The sequence below is a fragment of the Acidobacteriota bacterium genome (assembly GCA_016196065.1).
Classification (GTDB): Bacteria; Acidobacteriota; Terriglobia; order Terriglobales; family Acidobacteriaceae; genus Acidiflorens.
The window spans coordinates 151,406-171,381 of sequence record JACPYL010000008.1 but is presented as its reverse complement, the minus strand read 5'-3'; the positions used below and the strand labels follow the sequence as shown (position 1 = coordinate 171,381).

19 protein-coding genes are annotated in these 19,976 nt (G+C 57.4%); 8 read left to right on the top strand and 11 right to left on the bottom strand.

Features of this window, described 5'->3' with window-relative positions; genetic code table 11:
- Positions 1-29 precede the first annotated feature (29 nt).
- Complete coding sequence (locus tag HY010_01875) at positions 30-482, bottom strand: hypothetical protein (protein ID MBI3474452.1); 453 nt, start codon at positions 480-482, stop codon at positions 30-32.
- 554 nt (positions 483-1,036) lie between these two features.
- On the opposite strand from HY010_01875, the gene HY010_01870 reads away from it, so the two are divergent.
- Positions 1,037-1,459 carry a hypothetical protein gene (locus HY010_01870; GenBank protein MBI3474451.1) on the top strand — a complete coding sequence of 141 codons (423 nt, stop codon included), beginning with the start codon at positions 1,037-1,039 and terminating at the stop codon, positions 1,457-1,459.
- 2 nt (positions 1,460-1,461) lie between these two features.
- On the opposite strand, the gene HY010_01865 is transcribed toward HY010_01870, so the two are convergent.
- Positions 1,462-2,583 carry an esterase family protein gene (locus tag HY010_01865; GenBank protein MBI3474450.1) on the bottom strand — a complete coding sequence of 374 codons (1,122 nt, stop codon included), beginning with the start codon at positions 2,581-2,583 and terminating at the stop codon, positions 1,462-1,464.
- 126 nt (positions 2,584-2,709) lie between these two features.
- Entirely contained in the window at positions 2,710-3,066 is a 357-nt protein-coding gene (locus tag HY010_01860; GenBank protein ID MBI3474449.1) for an MmcQ/YjbR family DNA-binding protein, read from the bottom strand.
- Positions 3,067-3,177: 111 nt separating this feature from the next.
- Here HY010_01860 and HY010_01855 point away from each other — a divergent pair, with 111 nt between their 5' ends.
- Positions 3,178-6,624, top strand: a complete 3,447-nt coding sequence (locus HY010_01855) for a TonB-dependent receptor (GenBank protein MBI3474448.1) — start codon at positions 3,178-3,180, stop codon at positions 6,622-6,624.
- A gap of 96 nt (positions 6,625-6,720) precedes the next feature.
- Here the strand turns inward: HY010_01855 and HY010_01850 are convergent, their stop codons facing one another.
- From HY010_01850 to HY010_01840, 3 genes are all read right to left on the bottom strand, one after another.
- Positions 6,721-8,091, bottom strand: coding sequence for a dipeptidase (locus HY010_01850; protein MBI3474447.1), 1,371 nt, complete (start codon positions 8,089-8,091; stop codon positions 6,721-6,723).
- Positions 8,092-8,244: 153 nt separating this feature from the next.
- Positions 8,245-8,982: a ribonuclease PH gene (gene rph / locus HY010_01845; GenBank protein ID MBI3474446.1), complete on the bottom strand. Its 738-nt coding sequence runs from the start codon at positions 8,980-8,982 to the stop codon at positions 8,245-8,247.
- A 108-nt stretch (positions 8,983-9,090) separates the two neighbouring features.
- Positions 9,091-9,447 (bottom strand): hypothetical protein, encoded by a 357-nt coding sequence (locus HY010_01840; protein MBI3474445.1) that lies wholly within the window; start codon positions 9,445-9,447, stop codon positions 9,091-9,093.
- Between HY010_01840 and HY010_01835 the strand changes: the two genes are divergently transcribed.
- Positions 9,433-10,500: a PD40 domain-containing protein gene (locus HY010_01835; GenBank protein MBI3474444.1), complete on the top strand. Its 1,068-nt coding sequence runs from the start codon at positions 9,433-9,435 to the stop codon at positions 10,498-10,500. The genes HY010_01840 and HY010_01835 overlap by 15 nt on opposite strands.
- 364 nt (positions 10,501-10,864) lie before the next feature.
- A complete protein-coding gene (locus tag HY010_01830; GenBank protein ID MBI3474443.1) occupies positions 10,865-11,065 on the top strand; it encodes a cold-shock protein in 201 nt (66 codons plus the stop codon).
- Between the two features lie 392 nt (positions 11,066-11,457).
- On the opposite strand, the gene HY010_01825 is transcribed toward HY010_01830, so the two are convergent.
- Positions 11,458-11,673, bottom strand: a complete 216-nt coding sequence (locus HY010_01825; GenBank protein MBI3474442.1) for a hypothetical protein — start codon at positions 11,671-11,673, stop codon at positions 11,458-11,460.
- 80 nt (positions 11,674-11,753) lie between these two features.
- Between HY010_01825 and HY010_01820 the strand changes: the two genes are divergently transcribed.
- The gene (locus HY010_01820) at positions 11,754-12,281 is read left to right on the top strand and encodes an NUDIX domain-containing protein (GenBank protein MBI3474441.1); all 528 of its coding nucleotides are present in this window, start codon (positions 11,754-11,756) and stop codon (positions 12,279-12,281) included.
- Here the strand turns inward: HY010_01820 and HY010_01815 are convergent.
- From HY010_01815 to HY010_01800, 4 genes are all read right to left on the bottom strand, one after another.
- Positions 12,278-12,652 carry a PAS domain-containing protein gene (locus tag HY010_01815; protein ID MBI3474440.1) on the bottom strand — a complete coding sequence of 125 codons (375 nt, stop codon included), beginning with the start codon at positions 12,650-12,652 and terminating at the stop codon, positions 12,278-12,280. The two genes, HY010_01820 and HY010_01815, sit on opposite strands and share 4 nt — an antisense overlap.
- A gap of 244 nt (positions 12,653-12,896) precedes the next feature.
- On the bottom strand, positions 12,897-13,490 hold the full coding sequence (locus tag HY010_01810) for a GerMN domain-containing protein (GenBank protein MBI3474439.1): 594 nt from the start codon (positions 13,488-13,490) through the stop codon (positions 12,897-12,899).
- A complete protein-coding gene (locus HY010_01805) occupies positions 13,487-14,947 on the bottom strand; it encodes an N-acetylmuramoyl-L-alanine amidase (protein MBI3474438.1) in 1,461 nt (486 codons plus the stop codon). Before HY010_01805 ends, HY010_01810 begins: the two co-directional genes overlap by 4 nt.
- A 176-nt stretch (positions 14,948-15,123) precedes the next feature.
- Positions 15,124-16,416, bottom strand: a complete 1,293-nt coding sequence (locus HY010_01800; protein MBI3474437.1) for a DUF1015 domain-containing protein — start codon at positions 16,414-16,416, stop codon at positions 15,124-15,126.
- A 372-nt stretch (positions 16,417-16,788) separates the two neighbouring features.
- Between HY010_01800 and HY010_01795 the strand changes: the two genes are divergently transcribed.
- From HY010_01795 to cysK, 3 genes are all read left to right on the top strand, one after another.
- Positions 16,789-17,799 carry a VWA domain-containing protein gene (locus HY010_01795; protein MBI3474436.1) on the top strand — a complete coding sequence of 337 codons (1,011 nt, stop codon included), beginning with the start codon at positions 16,789-16,791 and terminating at the stop codon, positions 17,797-17,799.
- Entirely contained in the window at positions 17,783-18,853 is a 1,071-nt protein-coding gene (locus HY010_01790) for a VWA domain-containing protein (GenBank protein ID MBI3474435.1), read from the top strand. The genes HY010_01795 and HY010_01790 overlap by 17 nt, the downstream gene beginning before the upstream one ends.
- 161 nt (positions 18,854-19,014) lie before the next feature.
- Complete coding sequence (gene cysK, locus HY010_01785) at positions 19,015-19,938, top strand: cysteine synthase A (GenBank protein ID MBI3474434.1); 924 nt, start codon at positions 19,015-19,017, stop codon at positions 19,936-19,938.
- Positions 19,939-19,976 lie beyond the last annotated feature (38 nt).

The window sequence follows — 19,976 nt, the reverse complement described above, 5'->3', positions numbered from 1 at the left end:
AGTGGAGGAACAAGATTACCGGATTACGATCAATTGATGCTGGCGGCTGTCTGCAGATCGATCTGCTTGTAGTCGCCTTTGATAATTCCCGCGCGAATCTGCCGCGGAGTCTTGCCTTGCTTGTTCATCTGGTAGGTGTAATACAGCTCCTGCAGGCAGGTTCCGCACTGCGCGCCATGCGTGCCCGCAAAGCAGCTGTGCAGGCTGTTGTGCCCCATGCCGCGGTCGCAATAGCAATAGCAAGGCTGCTGGCGGATCACCGCCGGAATCTTTGCCGCCAGTTCATACGCATGCGTCTGGTACGTATACTGCGCGTTGTCTCCCCAAAGCTGATTCTTCGTCAGGATCGGCTCCAGCTTGTCGCCCTTGGCGGGCGCGGCATTGTAGTGCGGCACGCCTTTATCGTCGGACCTCAGCCAGGGCGCCGAAAGCACCGTCACCAACAAAAATAGCGAAGAGAGCGTCAACACACGTTTACGCATGGAGTACAAACCTCGGTAACAATATTTTACCTGATTGTCGCCCGATTGGCTGAGTACCCGCCGGGTTCGGTGGGAGTACCTTTCGGAGCACGCGTCGAAATTCATGGACTGGCGCCATCTCCAACACTGTGGGAAACTATCGCCATGGGAAATAAAGACGCTCCAAAACGCGAAAAGCGTAAGCCGAAAAAGACGAAAACGTAGTTACAAGGCCGCTCGCTGGCTTTAGCGAAACGTGACCGCTGTCGGCGTCCTGCGCAACAAAGCGCGTGTCGACAGCTGCTTTTCTATTCACAGGCGGATCTCCGTCCTCTCCCTTTTTTCCATCCTGCGCCTCTCGCGTCAGCATGTGGTGCCCGTTCTTGCCAGGCGAGGGAAAATCGTATCCATCCCGGAATAGTGCCCGATTCCGAAATACCTGAGGTAGCCCCCCAGTCTGGGTCTATTATGATTCCGGGGATTCGTATTCTCCTCGATCGTGCCAGATATCTCCCGGGCCTTGCACCAGGTACTCCGTCGCGCAGTTAGCGAGTGAGTTGGTATCGAGGGAAACGATGAGCGCCGACACTTACTATGCTGTCCTCGGCATCCCAGAGACCGCAACGCAAGACGAAATTCAACAAGCGTACCGGGACTTCGTGCGAGCCTTCGGCGTGCTTTCGGACTCGGCCCAACGCCTGACCTACGACCAGGAACTAGCGCAGCGCCGGAAGCAAGACGCTCCGGTGCCGCAGCCGCTTGCAACTCCTCCACTGGTCTTTTTAGATCAGGCACAATCCCGTGCAAGACTCCAGCCAATTAGACCCAATTGGGGTGTCTGGGCAGCCCTCCTGATATTGGGGACGATTTGGTCTGTGTTGTTTGGCGCCTTCGAACGCATCGCCCTGTTCTATCCCATGCTGGTTGGTGTGCTTGTATTGACAGTGCTCCTGCCGCGACTACTCAGTTCTGTCGCGAAGCAACGCCATGAACTCTGAGGTCACTTCTTAGCCGCTGCATCTCCATACCCCTGCCACAGATATTCCAGCGCTTCCGCCAGCGTCTGCTCTCGGACGGCGCGATCCACGTGCCACGCATTCCGGGCAAACACAAACTGATAGTGATATCCCTTGGCGGCGAGTACCGTCACCATCTTTTCGTTGGCAAGCACCCAGTCGTGCATGTTGTCGCGCATCACGTTCGGATTGAAAAGATCCCGGTCGCCCACTTCCATCCAGATTCGAATCGGCTTCGCTGGATTGTCGGGGATCAGATGCTCATGAAATTCCCACGCCCCATGCGGCGTCCGCGGATCGTACGGCCACTGCTGGTTGATAAAAGTCCCCGAGTAGGTCAGCACCCGGTGATAGAGCTCCGGGTGATACCAGGCCATGATGAGCGCGCACGAACCTCCTGAACTGCCGCCGGTGGTGGCGCGGCCGTCGGGATCTTTTGTGAGCTTCACGTGCGCCGCGGCTTCGACCCGCGGCAAAACTTCCTTCTCCACAAACTCGGCATACACGCCGGACATCGTGTCGTACTCCAACCCGCGCTGGCTACCCTGCGCGTCTCCGCTGCCGTTGTCGATCGAGATTGCAATCATTGCCGGAAGCTTGCGTTGTGCGATCAGGGAATCCAGAACAGAAAAGAGCAACCAGTCCGGCCCGTCCGTCCCAACGATGAACGGCGCAACGCTGCCCCCTACATACTGCTTCGGTACATACACCGCCACCTTCCGCGTATACGGCGCCGGATGGCTGGTCGTAACCACCAGACGTGCCGGATCTTTCGGATCGACGATCCCAAACGTATTTGCATCCCGCGCAATACCGGGATAAATCCTGCTGTCCACTGAGTTCATCGTGAACTCAATCACGGCGCCGTTCGGCAGGGAATTGGTCGCGCCGTTGTGCGCGGAGACTCCTGGAGCAATATCGTGAGTCGGTCCGATGATGAAGTTGCCGTCCACATTTACCGGAGGGACCGATCCATCGGGCAACTCCTTCGCAGTCACGTAGCCGGGAGTGTGCGGATCGCGCGTTGGTGGATCAGCGTGTTTCGTAAGTGGTGTTGGCGAAACACCTTGGCCGAACCCTAGCGTACCCATTGCCAGGGCAATCATGGCGATGAGACCGGCCCGCCGTGAAATGTCCAGTGCATGCCGGACGAAAGGAAATTTTCTATCTTGCAACATTCTTGAAACTCGCTATTCGGCTAAAAGCCGAGAGGATATTCAGCACCGTACGCGCTATCGTTTTCTCCCGCCGCCAGTCTTCTTTTTCGGCTTCTTGTTCTTTTCTACTCTGAGAATCCACGCGGCTCGCAGAGCACCGGCTAGGACTTCTTCTCCCGCCTGTGCGAGTCGGATGTGGGTCATTCCCATCCTGCCCCATCCACCCGGAATCGGCAGGAACACCTCCGGTAACTCCCGGACGAATTCCTCCTGCTGTTCCACGGTCAGCATCAAGTTCCCGTAGCCTTGTTTCTGCGCGGCGAGGGTCGCGAAGATCCTGCCACCCACACGGAAATCTACCGCTCCCATGTGCGAGCCTTCCTCGGCTCCGTCAAGGCTCAAAGCAATCCGCCTGAAATCGGATGCATTCATTACTCACCACCGTTGCCCACCAGAATGCTATACCAGGCCAGACCTTCCGATGCCTCGTCGCAGATTAGACTCGCAATCCTCGCCTCAATACATCGGTATAATTCTCGCGTCATGCACTCTTATTTCCGCCTGCTTGGGGCGGTGCTCTTTATTCTCTCGAATTCGATCGCGTTCGCGTCTTCTTCCTGGACTGGCACGTTGCACGACGTTGCCGGCAGCCTTGTTCCGGGTGCAACCGTCATCCTGACCGACGCTTCTGCAAAGCCCGCGTACACGACCACAACCACGTCCAATGGAGAGTTCACCTTCTCCAATATCGCCGAAGCCAAATACGGACTCTCAGTAACCACGCCGTCGGCTACATTCAGATCCGCAAGCGCGATCGATGTTAAGGACGGCGTGCACTTCCCACCCGTCCTGCAACTGTCGACCGCTGATAAGGGCCTCGTCTATCTACAGGAACTAGGCCCCGCCACGTTACAGGCCAGTGGCGGAGAGCGGCTCTCCGGTTCCGAGGTTTCCAGCTTGCCGCTGAACTCGCGGGACTTCAGCAAACTCCTGTTGCTCGCCGCCGGCACCATGACCGACGCCAACGGCGCGGCCAACTTCACACAGCAGTTCGCGGTCAACGGACAGCGCGGCTCCACCACCGTTTTTTCCATGGACGGTGTGGAGACCACCGATCCCGAGATGGGCGGCGCCACATTTTCCAATTTCAACGTCGACGCCATTCAGGAAGTGCAGTCAAGCTCTGGCGTGATGCTGCCTGAAATCGGTCACGGCGCGGCCGGATACACCAACGTGGTCACGCGCTCGGGCACGAATGCGATTCACGGCAGCATGTTTGAATTTTCCCGCAACGCATCGCTCGATGCCCGCAACTACTTCGACCACGTCGGCCTTGACCATCGCCGCATCCCGGCGTTCATCCGCAATGAATTCGGCGGAGCGGTTGGCGGGCCCGTGGTGCTTCCCGCCTACAACGGACGCGATCGCACATACTTCTTCGGCGAGTATCAGGGATTCCGACAGATCCTCGGCACCACGCAAGTCTTCCCGGTGCCGACCGAAGCCGAACGCAATGGCACTGTGAACGTCTGCTTCCCGAATAACGCGGGCGGTTGCGATCCTGACACGCTCACCGTACCTGTCGCTGATGCGATCCAGCCGGTTCTTCATGCCTATCCGCTACCGAACGATCCGGCTGGACCATACGGCGACCGCACGTTCGCGACTTCGTCGAAGGTCAAAACTGTCACGGATCAATTTTCCATTCGCGTGGACCATCGCCTCTCGGACAAAGCGCAGCTCTTCACGCGCTTCAGTCTGAATCAAGTGACTGGGCCAGTTACGAATCCCGACCAGACGGCTCTCGATCCCAGTTTTGCGATTCAGTTCTTCGATCACCAGCGCAACGCCGGCGTGAGCTACGCGCGCACGATCAGCCCGCATCTCAGTTTTCAAACTTCTCTCGGATACATCCGCAGTACGCCATTTTTTCCGGCCGCGAATCACACGCAACCGGCAATTCTTTTCGGCGACGGACTGCTCTCTGCCTACGGCGCTCCGGCAGGATCGATCTACGGTTCCTATTCCAACCTCTACCAGTTGAAGCACGACATGACCGGCATCCGCGGCAACCATACCTTCAAATGGGGTGTGGAGATTCGCGTGAACCGCGATTCGACGATCTTCGGTGTGACGCCAAACGGCGCGTACTCCTTCGGCGGCGGGACCGCCTATTACGCGCCGAATGACCCCGAGGCGCCACCCATCATTTCAGCCAGTGGAACGCACAACATCAATCCCGGCGACCCCCTGCCTGATTCACTCACGGGCCTGCTCACTGCGACACCTTACTCGTACAACGTCGTTGCGGTGGCCGAGTTCACTCCCATCGGTGGCAAGTTCGATGAAGCCGGAGTCCGACGCGAAGCCTACAATTTCTATTTTCAGGATGCCTGGAAAGCCACTCCGCGCCTCACCATTTCCTACGGACTGCGTTACGAGATCAACAGCCGCATCCACGAAGCGACCAAGAGAACGTCGCTGCCATTTTTTGTCGACGCAGAGGGGAAGCCCACGTCGTACTGGAATCACCAGGCCAGTTACAAATTTGTCGTGAACCCTGATCCGCCCTACCACAAAGACTGGAACGGCTGGGGCCCGCGCGTGGCGGTGGACTACGCTTTCTCGGACCACACCGTCCTTCATGCTGGCGGGGCCATCACCACGCGCCTCTCCAACCTGTGGCAGGAAAATTCTCTGACCGCGGCAATTCCGTTCGTCTTCAACCCGTTCTTTACTGCCGAGCCGACCACTGCCGTTCCGTTCTCGAATTCCGTGGTGCCCGAGCCGTTGCCGCCGCCTTACGATCTCGAGGGCAATCTGATTTTTCCGAATAACCGCAGCACCGATGCAAAACCAAACACCGTGATGGACCTGGCGCGCTTTCAACGAGACGTTGCCAACCAGACGCCCGGCGGCCAAACTCAATTGCCCGTTGTCTATGGGATCGCAAACAATTTTCGCAACGGCTACATTGGCAGCTACACGCTCGGTATCGATCACGACTTTTTTCGTGATTTCAAAGCCACCGCTGCCTACGTAGCGACGGTCGGAATTCATCTGCCGGAGCCGTTTTTCCCCAATAGCTATACCGGAGCCGATCCCGCATTTGCGCCCTTCACTACGTTCGATGACGCCGGAAACCGCACCGGCGGGCTTGGCCAGGTCGGCATCATCACCAGTGATTCCCACTCTAGCTATCACGCGCTACAAATGAGCTTGACCAAAAATTCTGCGCGCGCCGGAATCGGATTGCAGGCCAGCTACACCTATTCCAAGTCGATCGATGACACCAGTTCCGTGATTGGAGGTTCGATCGCGGGTGCAGGAGTCGTTCTGCAAACCGCGCCACAGAACCCGTGGGATCCGCGCGCCGAGAAGGGCGCTTCTACTTTTGACGTGACCCACGTCTTCACGGTCAGCTGGATCCAGTTGCTGCCCTTCGACCGCGTTGGGTTTCTACGGCCTCTGGGAAAGACGCTGACATCCGGATGGCAGTTCCTGAACATCACGACTCTGATGACCGGCTCGCCCTTCACCGTTTATTCAGGGGTCCAGCAGACCGGCGCGGGAGCCGGCGGTTCCGATCGTCCCGACCTGGCCTCGACGCCGCACTTCTCAACTAGCCGTGCCGTGCGTGCAGACTATTTCGGTCGCGGCGCCGACAACGCTTCCTTCTTCAACATTCCCATCAACCTCTCGGACGGCACCGGACCCAATCACGGCCGCTTCGGGACTCTAGGCCGCAGTACCTTTCGCGGACCCGGCTTTCACAACTTCGATGTCGCCCTGATCAAGGACACACCTTTCGGACGCCGCGGCAACGCGGAATTCGGCACAGTGGAATTTCGTGCCGAGTTCTTTAACGTTTTCAATATCGTGAATTTCGGATTGCCATCGAACGTCGTCCGTGGCAGCGGCTTCGGTCTGATCAGCAAGACGGCTGGATCGTCGCGGCAGATTCAGTTTTCGGTGAAGATGATCTTCTAGTGCGGAATCGAGCCGTTGCCGCAAAAGCGCATAACCACAGAGGACACGGAGAACCCCCGTAGAATTCCTCCGTGACCCCCGTGGTTATGAATTTACTTACCCCAACTTCTCGAAGAACGTACAAATCGTCTCAATCCCGCGATGGAAATTGGGGATATGAAACTTCTCGTTCGGCGCGTGCAGATTGTCATCGGGGAGCCCGAAGCCCATCATGACCGATGGAATCTTCAGCACATCCTGAAAATCCGTGACGATTGGAATCGATCCGCCCGAGCGGATGAACACAGTGTCTTTCTTGAACGTGTCATGCAGGGCTTCGGTGGCAGCCTTGATGAAGCGGTTATCGGTGCCGACGACGCATGCTGGCCCTTTGCTCCACACTTTGATCTTCAGATCGATGCCCTTCGGCGTTAGTTTCTTCACAAACGCCGTGTAGCGTTTCAGGATGTCATTCGGATCCTGGTTCGGCACCAGCCGCATCGAAACTTTCGCGGACGCCTTCGCCGGAATCACCGTCTTCGCGCCCGGAGCGACGAATCCGCCCGGCATGCCATGCACTTCCAGCGTGGGACGTGCCCACGTCCGATAGAGCGCCGAATATCCAGGCTCGCCGGTCAGCACCTTCGATCCCACTTCCGTCTTGCGATAGTGCTCTTCGTTGAACGGCAGCCGCTTCCACGCCTTCAGTTCATCTTTGGTGGGAGCTTTTACGCCCTTGTAAAAGCCGGGGATGAGGATCTTGCCCTTCGAGTCTTTCAGCTTGCCAATGATCTCGATCAGCGCGAAGAAAGGATTCGGAGCTGCGCCGCCGTACATGCCCGAGTGCAGATCAGTTTTTGCGCCGAAGGCTTCGATCTCGGTGTAGACCAGCCCGCGCAATCCCACGCACAACGTCGGAAGATTCGGAGCGAACAGTTCCGTATCGCAGACCAGCGCGAAGTCCGCTTTCAACTTCGCTTTCTGTTTACGGACGTACTCGGCGATGGACTCTCCACCCACTTCTTCTTCGCCTTCAAAGATCACTTTCACATTGATCGGAAGCTTGCCCTCATGCACCTGGAGGAGAGCCTCAAGCGCTTTCACTTCCATCCAGAGCTGGCCTTTGTCGTCGACCGCGCCGCGCGCATAGATATTGTTATTGCGCTCGGTCGGCTCAAACGGAGGCGTATGCCACTCATCCACTGGATCAGGCGGCTGCACGTCATAGTGCGCATACATTAATACGGTCGGCTTGCCGGGAGCGTGGAGCCAGTCCGCATAGATCAGCGGATGCCCTTTGGTCGGAATCATTTCGACATTCTGCATGCCGATGCGGCGCAATTCATTGGCAACAAAGTCCGCCGCTTTCTGGACGTCACCCTTGTGTTCGTCGAGTGTGCTGATGCTGGGGATGCGCAGTAGATCTTTCAATTCGCTAAGAAACCGTTGTTGATTATTGCGTGCGAAATCAATTGCCGGGGAAGCCATGATGACCTCTTTCCATAAATAACTTGATGGAGAAGCTACCGCAGAAACGTTTTGAGTATACGCCGAAGGCAAAAGTAGCGCCGTTGCGGCGTCCGGGTGAAACTGTTGCCGCTGATTTTGCAGCCGCGATGATCGGTCGGCTACTTCCTCACTCTACTGCCGCAGCGTCAATTTCCCCAGCAGAGCCTGCTGTTTCGCGATCAATGACTGGATCCCTTGCCGTGCCAGCGACATCATCTTCGCCAGCTGCGCGTCGTCGAAAACCTGATGCTCGGCGGTCGCCTGCAACTCGACAATCTTGTTCCCGGCCGTCATTACCACGTTCATATCGACATCAGCGCGTGAGTCTTCTTCATAGGCAAGATCCAGTAAAACTTCGCCGTCGACAATCCCCACGCTGATGGCCGCAACATAATCCCGGATCGGGGCCGAAGTCAGTGTCCCCGCTTCGACAAGTCTTTGCAGGGCGAGGCCGAGCGCCACAAATGCCCCCGAGATCGAAGCAGTACGCGTGCCGCCATCCGCCTGGATCACGTCGCAATCAATCCAGATGGTGCGTTCGCCCAGCCGTTTCAGATCCACCACCGCGCGCAGGGAACGTCCAATCAGGCGCTGGATCTCGTGCGTGCGTCCACTGGCCCGCCCTTTCGCGGCCTCACGCGCGGTGCGTGTCAATGTGGCGCGCGGCAACATGCCATATTCACTGGAAATCCATCCCTTACCCGAGTTGCGCAAGAAAGATGGCACTGTCTCTTCTACTGAAGCCGTGCAGATCACGCGCGTGTTGCCAATTTCAATGAGCGCCGAACCTTCGGCTGTGGAAATGAAATCAGGAGTGATGACGACAGGACGAATCTGGTCAGGAGTGCGGTTATCGCTGCGAAAGATCATCGCGGAGATTCTAAATGATGGACGCCAGCGACTCTGTGTGGAAAGCGCGTCTGGTGCAGCCGTGCCAAGAGGACTTGAGAAGGAATTGGGGCTTCTGCCCGAGGGCATCTAAAACTCGAAATACCCGCCCGATGCCCGACGAGCGCCATCCGTGCCGGTCGCCGGCAATACGCTCCCCGGCAATAATCCCGCGACGCCACTCAAATTTTCCCAGGCTGCTTCCGTCAATGCCGGATCCGCGCCTACCAAATCGCGAATCATCTGCCACGCCGCCAGATTGAGCGCGCCTTCCGGAGGAGGTCCCATCGCTAGAGACACCGAGCATTGCGGACAGAAACAAATCCGCTGCGCCGACGACTTCTGCCGCGGCTTGATACCGACGGTCTGCGAGAACATATAGACCGCTGCGTACTTATGTCCTGCCGGGAGTTCGCGGCTGCAGCGTAAACAGTGCTGGATATCCAAGGATTCCCTCGATCAGCGAATTTCTACCACCAGAAATACTGGCTGGATGCGTTCCGCGGCGCAAGTGCGAAGAAGGATTCCCAACTCACATTTCCGTCACTTTTCCGTCCAACCTGCATGGATATCGTCGTTCGTCGGTTCCATCGCCTTCCACGTCAAATCGCCATCGTTCTCCTGCTGGTGTTTCTCCCTCTGCTTTGCCTGGCGCAGCGCGGAGCGATGACACTTGGATATCAACTCACGCACGTCGATACCGGAGAACCATTCCCCTCACCCGACGGAAGGAAGATTGTGTTTGAGATCAGCATTGCCGGCGTCTACCAGCTCTTCATCATGAATCCCGACGGCACCGGCCAGGTACAGATCACGCATGACCCAGCCAATCACGACACTCCGGCGTGGTCTCCCGACGGCCGCAAGATCGCGTACGCTGGCGACAAGACCAAGCACTCCGTCATCTACACCATCAATTCCGACGGCACCGGCGAGGAGCGCATCACGGATGACAAGCATGAATACATTCATCCAAGTTGGTCAGCCGATGGCAGCAAGATCATCTACTGCTCCGATGACGACCTGAAGCCGCCTGCCAAGAACGCTTCCGAGATTTTCAGCATTGACCTCAAGACGAAACAAGTGACGACGCTCATCTCAGGCGGAACGAACACCTATCCTTCATGGTCAACCGACGGGCAGAAGATCGTTTTCCGGCGCATGCTCGGCGAGATGAATTCGGAAGTATTCGTCGCCAACGGTGATGGGTCAGATCCGCACAACCTGAGCAATCATCCCGCATTTGACGGGTGGCCCGCATGGTCTCCCGATGGCAAGCGCATTGCCTTTGGATCGAACCGCAACGCCAATTACCAGATATTCATCATGAATGCCGACGGGACGGAACCCCGCCTCCTCGCCAACACCGAAGGCCGAGCCACCGAACCCCGCTGGTCGCCAGACGGCCGAACCGTTTACTTCACCGTCTGCAAGAAAGTCGACTTTGGCGGGGACTGCCAGGTTTTTGTAGCGCAGGTCGATCAACGCGTTCGCCCCTGACGCAATCTCACCCGGCGTTGAAACGCCGGGCTATTGTCGACTGTCCCTCCGGGACAACTCTTGTTAGAGGTTTGTTGAATAGGTTCTGTCATTCCGAGCGGAGCGAGGGATCTGCAGTTCTTCTTTCCTCTCCCAAATGCAGGTCCCTCGCGCTGCTCGGGATGACAGGCCTAAGATGAGAGGGCAGAAGAGTGGCGAAAAATAAATGAGTCCCTGCCCCAACCCCCGCATCTGATCACTATCAGGCTAAGTTTGATTTGCCCCATTTTGGGCTGGACCCGCAGTTCTAATCCGCGTCGCCACCTCACAGTAGCAAGCAATCGTTCTCAGCAGGAAATTTCAACAGAAACAAGGTATTACCCAAATGGAACAAGGAACAGTGAAGTGGTTTAACGATGCGAAGGGATACGGCTTTCTGAGCCGTAACAGTGGAGAGGACGTATTCGTCCATTTCTCCGCGATCCAGTCGTCCGGCTTCAAGAGCCTTCAGGAAGGCGCAGCCGTACAGTTCGACGTGACCAAAGGACCGAAAGGTCTGCAAGCCGAAAACGTTCAGCTCCTGTAAGCTGAACTTAGTCCCCGCCCTGGGCAAACCGCCTGGGGCGGGAGATATGCAACTTCTGCCCTGGCGCTTTCACCCAGGAAGAGAGGGATTCTGGCCAAACGTCTGTGTCTGGATTGCGGTGGGGAACTGGGTTTATCGTTCAACCCAACCCGGATCGGCGTTGCCAATGCGGCCCGAACCCCTATGACAGGGTGGCGTTGCAGCACTTGTGGAGCGGTTTTCAGCAGCGAACAGCTGCGTGCAGCCAAGGTCAAACCAGGCCAAGCCGCCAATGTGACCGCCCATAAGCCTTGATATTGCTTACTTTGAGCATCTTCTGACCATTTCTTGAAAAGTTGGTATATCCTAGCCCTATGGATCATCTCGGAGTTCTCCAGGAAAAGATCGTGAGTTTACGAGCGGAAATCGCCGAAATTCACGAGCAGAATGAGCAGTATAGGCGCCAAAAGGGTAGCCGTACTGTGGAGCAGATCGCGCACGGCCAGCGCCATGAACGGCTGCAGAATATCCAGAAGGAACTGGGCCAGCTCGCGGCCCTGGGTCGGACGGTTGTGTCGTTTAACCAGAGACGCGAAGAAAATCGCGCCCGCCTGCAGCTGATGAAGCAAGCGAAGGCCTCGTAACCTCAACACCCTGAACCACACTGGGTTCTAGCCACAGACCTATCCAATCAGGCACTCTACTGTCCATGAGTGCTGGCGAATCCCGCTTGCCGGGCGTCTTGGGGAGGTCCATCAAACCGTCAAGGCGGTTTTTTCGGCTGGAACACCTGCAGCAGCTCCGAGGATCAGAGCAGGTAGCCTCCGTCTGCTATCGTGTCCGCAGGAACGAGATCGAATTCCTACTAGTCCAAACCAGTGGTGGCCGTTGGATTTTCCCCAAAGGCAGCGCCGAACCTGGACTAACCCACGCCCAAGCCGCCGCCCTCGAAGCGTTCGAGGAAGCCGGCGTCCACGGCCGCATGGAAGAAAGGTCCTTTACCCAGTACGTCCGGCCGCAAAAGGGCTCCGACTCTTCCGCAATCCCCACGACCGTCAATGTCCATCTCTGCGAAGTGCTGTGGCTCGACCCTCCGCAGGAAGCGGGTCGCAATCCCACCTGGTTTTCGGTCGAGAAAGCGAAACGCCGTTTGCAGCAGGATCGCAATACGGATTTCGGCGACGCTCTGGCGGAAGTGCTGGACCGTGCAGTGAACAGAATTCAGCGAATAACTTAGGGATTCGTGGTAGCGCTCTTGCTCTTCTGCTGAGGCGGATAGGTTTTTGTCGTCTCGCTTTCAGCCACACGCGCCGGAGTAGGTACGTCGCGCCTGGCCAAAATAAGTTCTGCCTTCCTTCCCTGGAAGGTCAGCTCCCAACTCGTAATTAGGACCGGGAACGCTTTGCCATCCTTCCCGACATGTCTCCACTTTTCCGCAGTGCTCTCGTGAGGATGTTCCCAGTCGCGCAGAAAGGGCTTGATGTCTTCAGTGGGGCGGATGTCGATCAGGGTCATGGTCATGAACTCGCGGCGTGAATAACCATACGCTCGCACGGTAGCATCGTTTACTTCGAGAAACCGGAGCGTCTGAACGTCATAAACCCACATGGGGTCTGTGCTATTGACGAAAGGAATTCCAAGCGCCTCCAGTTCGGGAGGTCCCTCCTCTTTCGGTTGGCGTTTCTTACGGCCTGCAAAATGGAAATCCACTTCTCAATTATCGGCCATCAGGCAATTCGTCTTTAGTGACGGAGATCACATTAATAAGGCAACCACAACACAACGCACGACAAGCCAATGAACCGGGTGGCGATGGTATGCCAATTCTCCGTCGCAACCATCCCGTTGGTTTTTACTGTCCGCCCTGCGCTACCACTTGCCCCACCGTACTCACATCGAAAAAATCACCCAGATCTGCGTGGCCGGCCAGCGTTTCTCGAGTGTTTCCATCCACCAGGATTCGCACTCGGTTAATCCCCGGAACATTGGCCGCCAGCGTTTGCACCAGCGAGTTGACGGTCAGCTGCTCTCCGAGGATGCTCGACCGGTGCTGATCGGCAAAAGCCGCATTGAGATCAATCACCGCCACACCGGGATCCACTAGAAAAATACTGCGGACGTCGCCTGCGGGGGACAGTGGGTGCGGCGAATCCGTTTGCTGATAAATACGCAGCAGGGCCCGCAGCAATTCTTCCGCGCGTTGCTGGCGTCCCCCCGGCAGCGGAATTTGCGCCGCCTGCGCATGCAGCGCGCCCGTCGCGTCATCCGCAACATACAGAGTCACGGTTTCCGTGGGGCCTGAGGCGGGCGCAGCGACGGGACGAGAATCGACCGCCAGGCGCTGCGTCTCGGCTGCTCTCCGACTCATTTGGCGCAAGTAGATGCCCATCGACAGCACGATCACCAGCATCACCGCGACGCCAAGAGTAAGGTGGCGAGGAATCATGGCTGCGCTCCCAACCGGTCCCGCATCGAGAAGATTCCATCCGCGATCGCGGCCGCGACTTTTTGCTGATAGTTCGCCGAAGGCAGATCAGCCACGCCGTTCGGTCCGGGCGCCAGTTCAACCGCGACCGCCGGCATCGCAAGATTATTGAGCGGACGAAGCGACGCCGCATATCCTCGCGCCGGCAGTTGATCCTTCTGCATCTCGCCGACAATCGCCGAGGCCGCCATACGGCTCACCGTCAGTGCCGGACCCTGCGCCGCATTCCACGCATGGAATGGCCCTTTATCCTGTCCAGCAACTGGAAGGAGCGCCGTGTACACCCTCTGGCCGCTCCCTTCGGACGCCGCGTGCAAGCTGATGTAAATTCCTCCGTGAGCGGCATTCGCTATTCCTGCCCGCTGATCCAGAGTCAGGGAGTCATCTCCCTCGCGCAACATGACGACCGCGAAGCCCTGCCGCTCCAGTTCATGGCGCAGCAGCCGCGCAAACCCCAGCGTGACATTTTTTTCCGCCAGCGAATCGGTTAGAGCGGCGCCCCGCTCCGTCCCTCCATGCGCCGGATCAACGATCGCTAGAATTCGTCGAATAGAAACATTCGGCGGCGAAACTGTCGCGCCAGGTGTCACACCGTTCGCCGGATTTCCGCTCTCTGCCTGCCCCCCACTGGTAGTCACCGATCCTCCGGATGTCGCGGTCCCGCCCGACGAAGCCCCTGACGAAGCGGCCGCCACCGTGATCGTGCGTCCGTTGTTGCTGAAACTTGCCATCAACGGGACGCTCGCCGTCAGCGTCAGATCGGCCATTCCATTGAATTCAGAAAAATTAGCTTGCGTAATCGTCGTATTCTCAAAAGTGAGCGACATGCTGCCGGGCGGTACCAGCGGTTCACGCGCAAAGACCATCCGCAATTTTCCCGGTTCGGTCGATATCGTCGGATTTACCGGAGCAGAAAAGGTCAGGACCAGCCGTGATGGATTGCTCGCGTCCACTTGCGCGCTGACTTGCGTGGCGACGTCACCAATAAACAAGCGCCGTGCCATTTCATGAAAGTTGACGGTGTTTCCGAGGAAACGCGGCAGCAAGGTGCTGAGCGAACTGACCGGCACCAATCCGCGCGAATTCTCAATCAGGAACACGCTGCTTAAATCGACATCGCGGCCGCGGACTCTGGCGTGTGTCCTGCCCGCGACAAAGTCACAGTCAGTGTCGTTGAACCGCATCTTCCAATGCTGGCCTTCCACCCGCGCACTGATGCGTCCCAGCGGCTCCAGAATTTCCAGCAATCCGACATACTCGTGCCCCATACGGTCCGTAACCGGCAGAGTGTAGTTGGCAACGGAGGAGTAGATGCTCAGCCGTTTTTCTTCGGAACCTGGAGTCGCCCCGAGAAACACAAGCGCGGCCAGCGCTGCAGCCAACATCTTATGTGCGGAATTCGAAGAGGCGAAGGTCACGTGTACTCAACGCTAACCCGCGGCGGCCAAAGTACGCCAGATATTTCCCACGGCGCGCGAGGAAAGGAAAGAAAATAAGACGCCGGATGAGCTCGCTTTTGGTTGGTGCAGCGGTTTACCGCTGCGAAAACCAACCTACATGGAGTGCGGCTTCAGCCGCCGAGGAAATCGCCGGGTCACTCCATCCCGTAAATCGTCAGCCCGCTCAACAGCTTCGGATAAAAGTCCGTCGACTTCTGCGGCAGCACCTCGCCCGCAAACGCGATATCCCTCACCTGCTCCATGCGCACTGGATTCATCAGGAATGCTGCTTGTGCTGCTCCGCTGCGCACTTGCGCCAGCGCATCTCCCGCCTCGCGATGATAGGAAATATTCTCCAGTTTCCGGATCGACTCCTCCGAAATCTTCAGGACGCCTTCCAGCAGACACTTATGCAGTTGCACCACATCGAGCGCCTGCTGACGCAGCGACAGTCCGGCAAACCGGTTGGTGCCGATCGCCCGGGGAGAATGCATCAGTAAAACGCGATCCGCCGTGGCTACAATCAGCGCACAAGAAGCGCGCCCGGCTTCATGCAACAGCTTGGCCGCCTGCACTCCATCGATCTCCCTGCCAACTTCCTCCACCTTGAAGAAGTCTCGCGCGCCCGCCTGCAATTGATCGGCAGAGAAGGAAGGCAACCCATGCACCACTCGATGGGTCGGCAGAATCACCAGCCCCGGACTATTCATGTTGAAGAACGTCATCATCATCGAGTCGTAGGGCGCGGGCCCCGCGCCGCCTGCCGCCCGCCGCTGATCGCGATAGGCCAGAGCCGTTTCATAACGATGATGGCCGTCCGCGATGATCAATTTTTGCTCGCGCATCCGCGTCTGCAAATCGGCAATTAACGCCGGATCGGAGATCTTCCATACCCGATGTGACACGCCATACTCGTCCGTGACCTCTATATCCGGCGACGCATCAGACCGCAGTTGCGCTTCAATCCCACCGGAATCCGCATACAGCAAGAAGATCTGCTCGAAATGAGTGCGGGTAGCTCGCAGGAGGTCCAGCCGATCCGCCTTTGGCCCCGAGTGGGTTAACTCATGCCGGAACACGACCCCAGCCGAATAATCCTCCATCTGGCCAAGAGCGATGTAACCTTCCCGCTCCGCTGTCGTCTTACTACCAGGAGCGGTGAATTTCTGGGTGTAGCGGTACACCGACGGCTGTGGGTCTTGCCGCAATACCCCGTTTTGGCGCCAGTCACGAAAACTGGCGGTGGCGCGGCTATAGACGTTGTCTGACGGACTATCCCCCGGATGCCGCTGACCGAAGATGATGCGCACCAGGTTTGACGGATTGGCCGCGTAGTAGCGCTCCTGCATCTCAGGGGTGATTTTGTCGTACGGCTGCGTTACGCATCGATCGACCGGAACCTTGCCGGGGTCGTAACGCCAGGCTCGAAATGGAGAAATGATCGCCATGAATGAGCAAAATTGTAGCAGGCGATCCTCCCGCCCGTGCGCGAGCGGAGTCTCCAGTGATGTCGTACAGACGAGGCTTGCCTCGTCTCTCTATGCCGGGGAAACGCGGCCGCCGACAACTGGGGTGGCAGAAGTATGCTGACAAATAATGCTGGTGACGCTCGAAACTCCGCTACCCGCGCCGGATTAAGGCGCATCGCGGATCCACGTCGCCAGGTAAATATGATTTTTGGGACATGTATTAAAAACTCCGATCACCCCTTCAGGACTGTGCTAGTATCCGATTCATACGAGGCTTCTATGGCCCGCCTCCTGGAATGCGGGTCGTTACCCTCAACGCTGACTCGCACTTTTCTGTCATGTGTGGGGCCTATGTTGTACATCGAGAAGTTGCTGTTTCGGTCAGTATGGGCAGCGGTCCTGGTTGTCACGACCTTCAGCGCTCTCCAGTGCTTTGCGCAAAATTCCACCGAAGACGTACACATCCAGCCTCGTCCTCCGGCCACTCCGAAAGAGCCCGATGTTGATCCTGCACTGAAGAGTCACTCCAAGCCTCTCAGCGTGAACGTGGAAATGGTGCTCGTACCTGTGACCATCACGGACCCAATGAATCGCCTGGTCACCGGCCTCGATCGCGAGAACTTCAACCTGTTCGAAGGCAAAGAGCAGCAGGAAATCAAGACCTTCTCCAGCGAAGACGCCCCGGTTTCCCTCGGCGTGATCTTCGACATGAGCGGTAGCATGAGCAGCAAGATCGAGCGCGCCCGCGAAGCCGTCATCGAGTTCTTCAAGACCGCGAATCCGCAGGATGAATTTTTCATGGTCACTTTCGCGGACAAGCCCGAAGAAATTTCCGATTTCACGACCTCGGTCGAAGACATCCAGGGCAAGCTCGTGTACACCGTTCCCAAGGGGCGCACTGCTTTGCTTGATGCCATCTATCTCGGCGTTAGCAAGATGCGGCAGGCCCGCTATCCCAAGAAAGCGATGTTGATCATTTCCGACGGCGGCGACAACCACAGCCGCTACACCGAAGGCGAAATCCGCTCAACCGTCAAAGAAGCCGATGTTCTGATTTACGCCGTCGGCATCTACGATCATTTCTTCCCGACCGACGAAGAACGGCTTGGCCCAACCTTGCTCAGCGATATTACGGAACTGACAGGTGGACGGGCATTTACGATTGATAACCCGAATGACCTCGCGGACGTATCCACGAAAATAGGTATCGAGTTGCGCAACCAATACCTGCTCGGATACCGTCCAAAGAATCCAGTACGCGATGGCAAATGGCGTAAGATAAAAGTGAAGCTACTTCCGCCGAAGGGATTGCCGCCGCTCCGGGTTTACGCGAAAACGGGTTACTATGCGCCGACGGAATAGCCGACTCATTCTTGTAGTACTGCTTGTGGGATTAGCCCCTTACTTCCTGGCGCAGTCTAATTCCGCGCCTCCCGCCCCGCAGGCCCCCGCATCCTCTGCCGTCCCTGGATCGACTGCCCCCGCAGCGCCGCTCAAGGACCAGGTTGCGCAACCGGCCACCACGCAGTCTCAGAATCCGCCGAAGGCTGCCGATCCGGGCGACAGTGGCGCGTTTGTTTTTAAGAAGAGTGTGGAGGAAGTTGTGCTGCACGCCGTGGTGTTCGATGACAAGCAGCGCTTCGTCACGAATCTCGACAAGAATTCTTTCTCGGTACTCGAAGATGGCCATCCCCAGACCATCACTTCGTTCCGCCACGAAGACATTCCCGTCTCCATTGGGATCGTCGTCGACAATTCCGGCTCCATGCGCGAAAAGCGCCAGAAGGTCAACGCTGCCGCTTTGAACCTTGTGCGAGCCAGCAATCCCGATGACGAAGTATTTATCGTCAACTTCAACGACGAGTTCTACAACGATCAGGACTTCACGTCTGACATCAAGAAGCTCAAGGAGGCCCTGGAAAAAATTGAGGCCCGAGGAGGAACCGCCCTCTATGATGCAGTCGTTGCTTCCGCCGATTGGCTGAAACAAGCCAAACGCGAGAAAAAAGTGATCTTCGTTGTGACTGATGGAGAAGATACAGCGAGTGGCCAGTCGCTGGAACAAGCTGTCCGGCGCCTGCAGGAGGAAAACGGTCCGACCGTCTATGCGATCGGAATTCTGGGTGACGAAGAGCATCCCAAACGCGCGAAGCGTGCCCTGCAAGTGATGGCTGAACGAACCGGCGGGATCGCCTTCTTCCCCAAGACTCTCGACGAGGTCGATGCCATCAGCCGCTCCGTTGCCCACGATATCCGTAACCAGTACACGCTTGGGTACAAACCCACCACTCCCAAGAATCAAGGCGGATATCGCACCGTGAGAGTCGACGCCAAGTCCCGCAGCTACGGCAAAATGGTAGTCCGCACAAAAACGGGATACTACGCCGGTACCGAAGCCGCCTCTGGCGCGAAATAAACAAAATTGTGATTCGATGGTTTTGTGGTGGGCAATGCAAGGACTGACGACATCACGTCACATTCCAGATTAGAAATTGCCAAATTACAAATTGCGGTCATTGACGCTCCGCCTTTCCTTCCTTACCCTGTAGTGTGACCCCGACCACTACCAATCCGCGCCTGCGCGTCAGCGACGACATCACCAAACTCGTAGGCGAAACCCCGATGTTGCAGTTGAAGAAGCTCGTGCCCGCCGGTTCGGCGGACGTCTTCGTCAAATTGGAATACCTGAATCCCGGCGGCAGTGTGAAGGACCGCGCCGCCATCGGCTTGATCGAGCGGGCCGAACGGGAAGGGAAACTCCGCCCGGGCGGCACGATCATTGAAGCCACTGCGGGCAACACCGGGATCGGCTTGGCTCTGATCGGCGTGAATCGCGGATATAAAGTCCACATGTTCGTCCCCGAAAAATTTTCGGAGGAAAAAGTATTGATCATGCGGGCCCTCGGCGCAGAGGTCACTCGCACTCCGGAAGCCGAGGGCATGCAAGGCGCCATCCAACGCGCAAAAGACCTGCAGGCCACCGACGCATCCGCCTTCATGGCGGCCCAGTTCGAAAATCCCGCCAACCCCGACTACCACTACCAGACCACCGCTCGCGAGATCTTCGAACAGATGGAGGGACGCATCGACGCGGTCACCGTCGGCTCCGGAACAGCGGGCACCTTTACCGGCATAGCTCGCTTCTTGAAAGAGCGCCTGCCGAATGTCCTGGCGATCGCGGTTGAGACGCAAGGCTCTGTGCTCGGCGGGGGCCAGCCCGGTCCGCACAAAGTCGAAGGCATTGGTTCCAGTTTTATTCCGAAGAATTTCGATGCTTCCGTGTGCGACGAAGTCCTGATGGTGAACGACGAACAAGCCTTCGGCATGGTGAAACAACTCGCCGCCCGTGAAGGCGTCCTCGGCGGATCCAGCGCCGGCGCCAACGTCTTCGCCGCCCTGCAAATCGCCAAGCGTCTCGGGGCAGGGAAGCGAGTCGCAACTTTGATCCCCGACTCAGCGGAACGATATTTATCGAAGAAAATCTTCGAGGGCGGAGTATAGAAGAATCTTAAGCCCGCACCGCTTCTTAAGGTTACTGA

What these genes read in the sequence shown, in the direction of transcription:
- HY010_01810 (MBI3474439.1), bottom strand. Translation starts at nt 13,490, where the DNA reads ATGATTCCTCGCCACCTTACTCTTGGCGTCGCGGTGATGCTGGTGATC.
- HY010_01875 (MBI3474452.1), bottom strand. Translation starts at nt 482, where the DNA reads ATGCGTAAACGTGTGTTGACGCTCTCTTCGCTATTTTTGTTGGTGACG.
- HY010_01820 (MBI3474441.1), top strand. Translation starts at nt 11,754, where the DNA reads ATGAGTGCTGGCGAATCCCGCTTGCCGGGCGTCTTGGGGAGGTCCATC.
- rph (MBI3474446.1), bottom strand. Translation starts at nt 8,982, where the DNA reads ATGATCTTTCGCAGCGATAACCGCACTCCTGACCAGATTCGTCCTGTC.
- HY010_01855 (MBI3474448.1), top strand. Translation starts at nt 3,178, where the DNA reads ATGCACTCTTATTTCCGCCTGCTTGGGGCGGTGCTCTTTATTCTCTCG.
- HY010_01800 (MBI3474437.1), bottom strand. Translation starts at nt 16,416, where the DNA reads ATGGCGATCATTTCTCCATTTCGAGCCTGGCGTTACGACCCCGGCAAG.
- HY010_01860 (MBI3474449.1), bottom strand. Translation starts at nt 3,066, where the DNA reads ATGAATGCATCCGATTTCAGGCGGATTGCTTTGAGCCTTGACGGAGCC.
- HY010_01865 (MBI3474450.1), bottom strand. Translation starts at nt 2,583, where the DNA reads ATGATTGCCCTGGCAATGGGTACGCTAGGGTTCGGCCAAGGTGTTTCG.
- HY010_01850 (MBI3474447.1), bottom strand. Translation starts at nt 8,091, where the DNA reads ATGGCTTCCCCGGCAATTGATTTCGCACGCAATAATCAACAACGGTTT.
- HY010_01870 (MBI3474451.1), top strand. Translation starts at nt 1,037, where the DNA reads ATGAGCGCCGACACTTACTATGCTGTCCTCGGCATCCCAGAGACCGCA.
- HY010_01790 (MBI3474435.1), top strand. Translation starts at nt 17,783, where the DNA reads ATGCGCCGACGGAATAGCCGACTCATTCTTGTAGTACTGCTTGTGGGA.
- HY010_01830 (MBI3474443.1), top strand. Translation starts at nt 10,865, where the DNA reads ATGGAACAAGGAACAGTGAAGTGGTTTAACGATGCGAAGGGATACGGC.
- HY010_01795 (MBI3474436.1), top strand. Translation starts at nt 16,789, where the DNA reads ATGTTGTACATCGAGAAGTTGCTGTTTCGGTCAGTATGGGCAGCGGTC.
- HY010_01815 (MBI3474440.1), bottom strand. Translation starts at nt 12,652, where the DNA reads ATGTGGGTTTATGACGTTCAGACGCTCCGGTTTCTCGAAGTAAACGAT.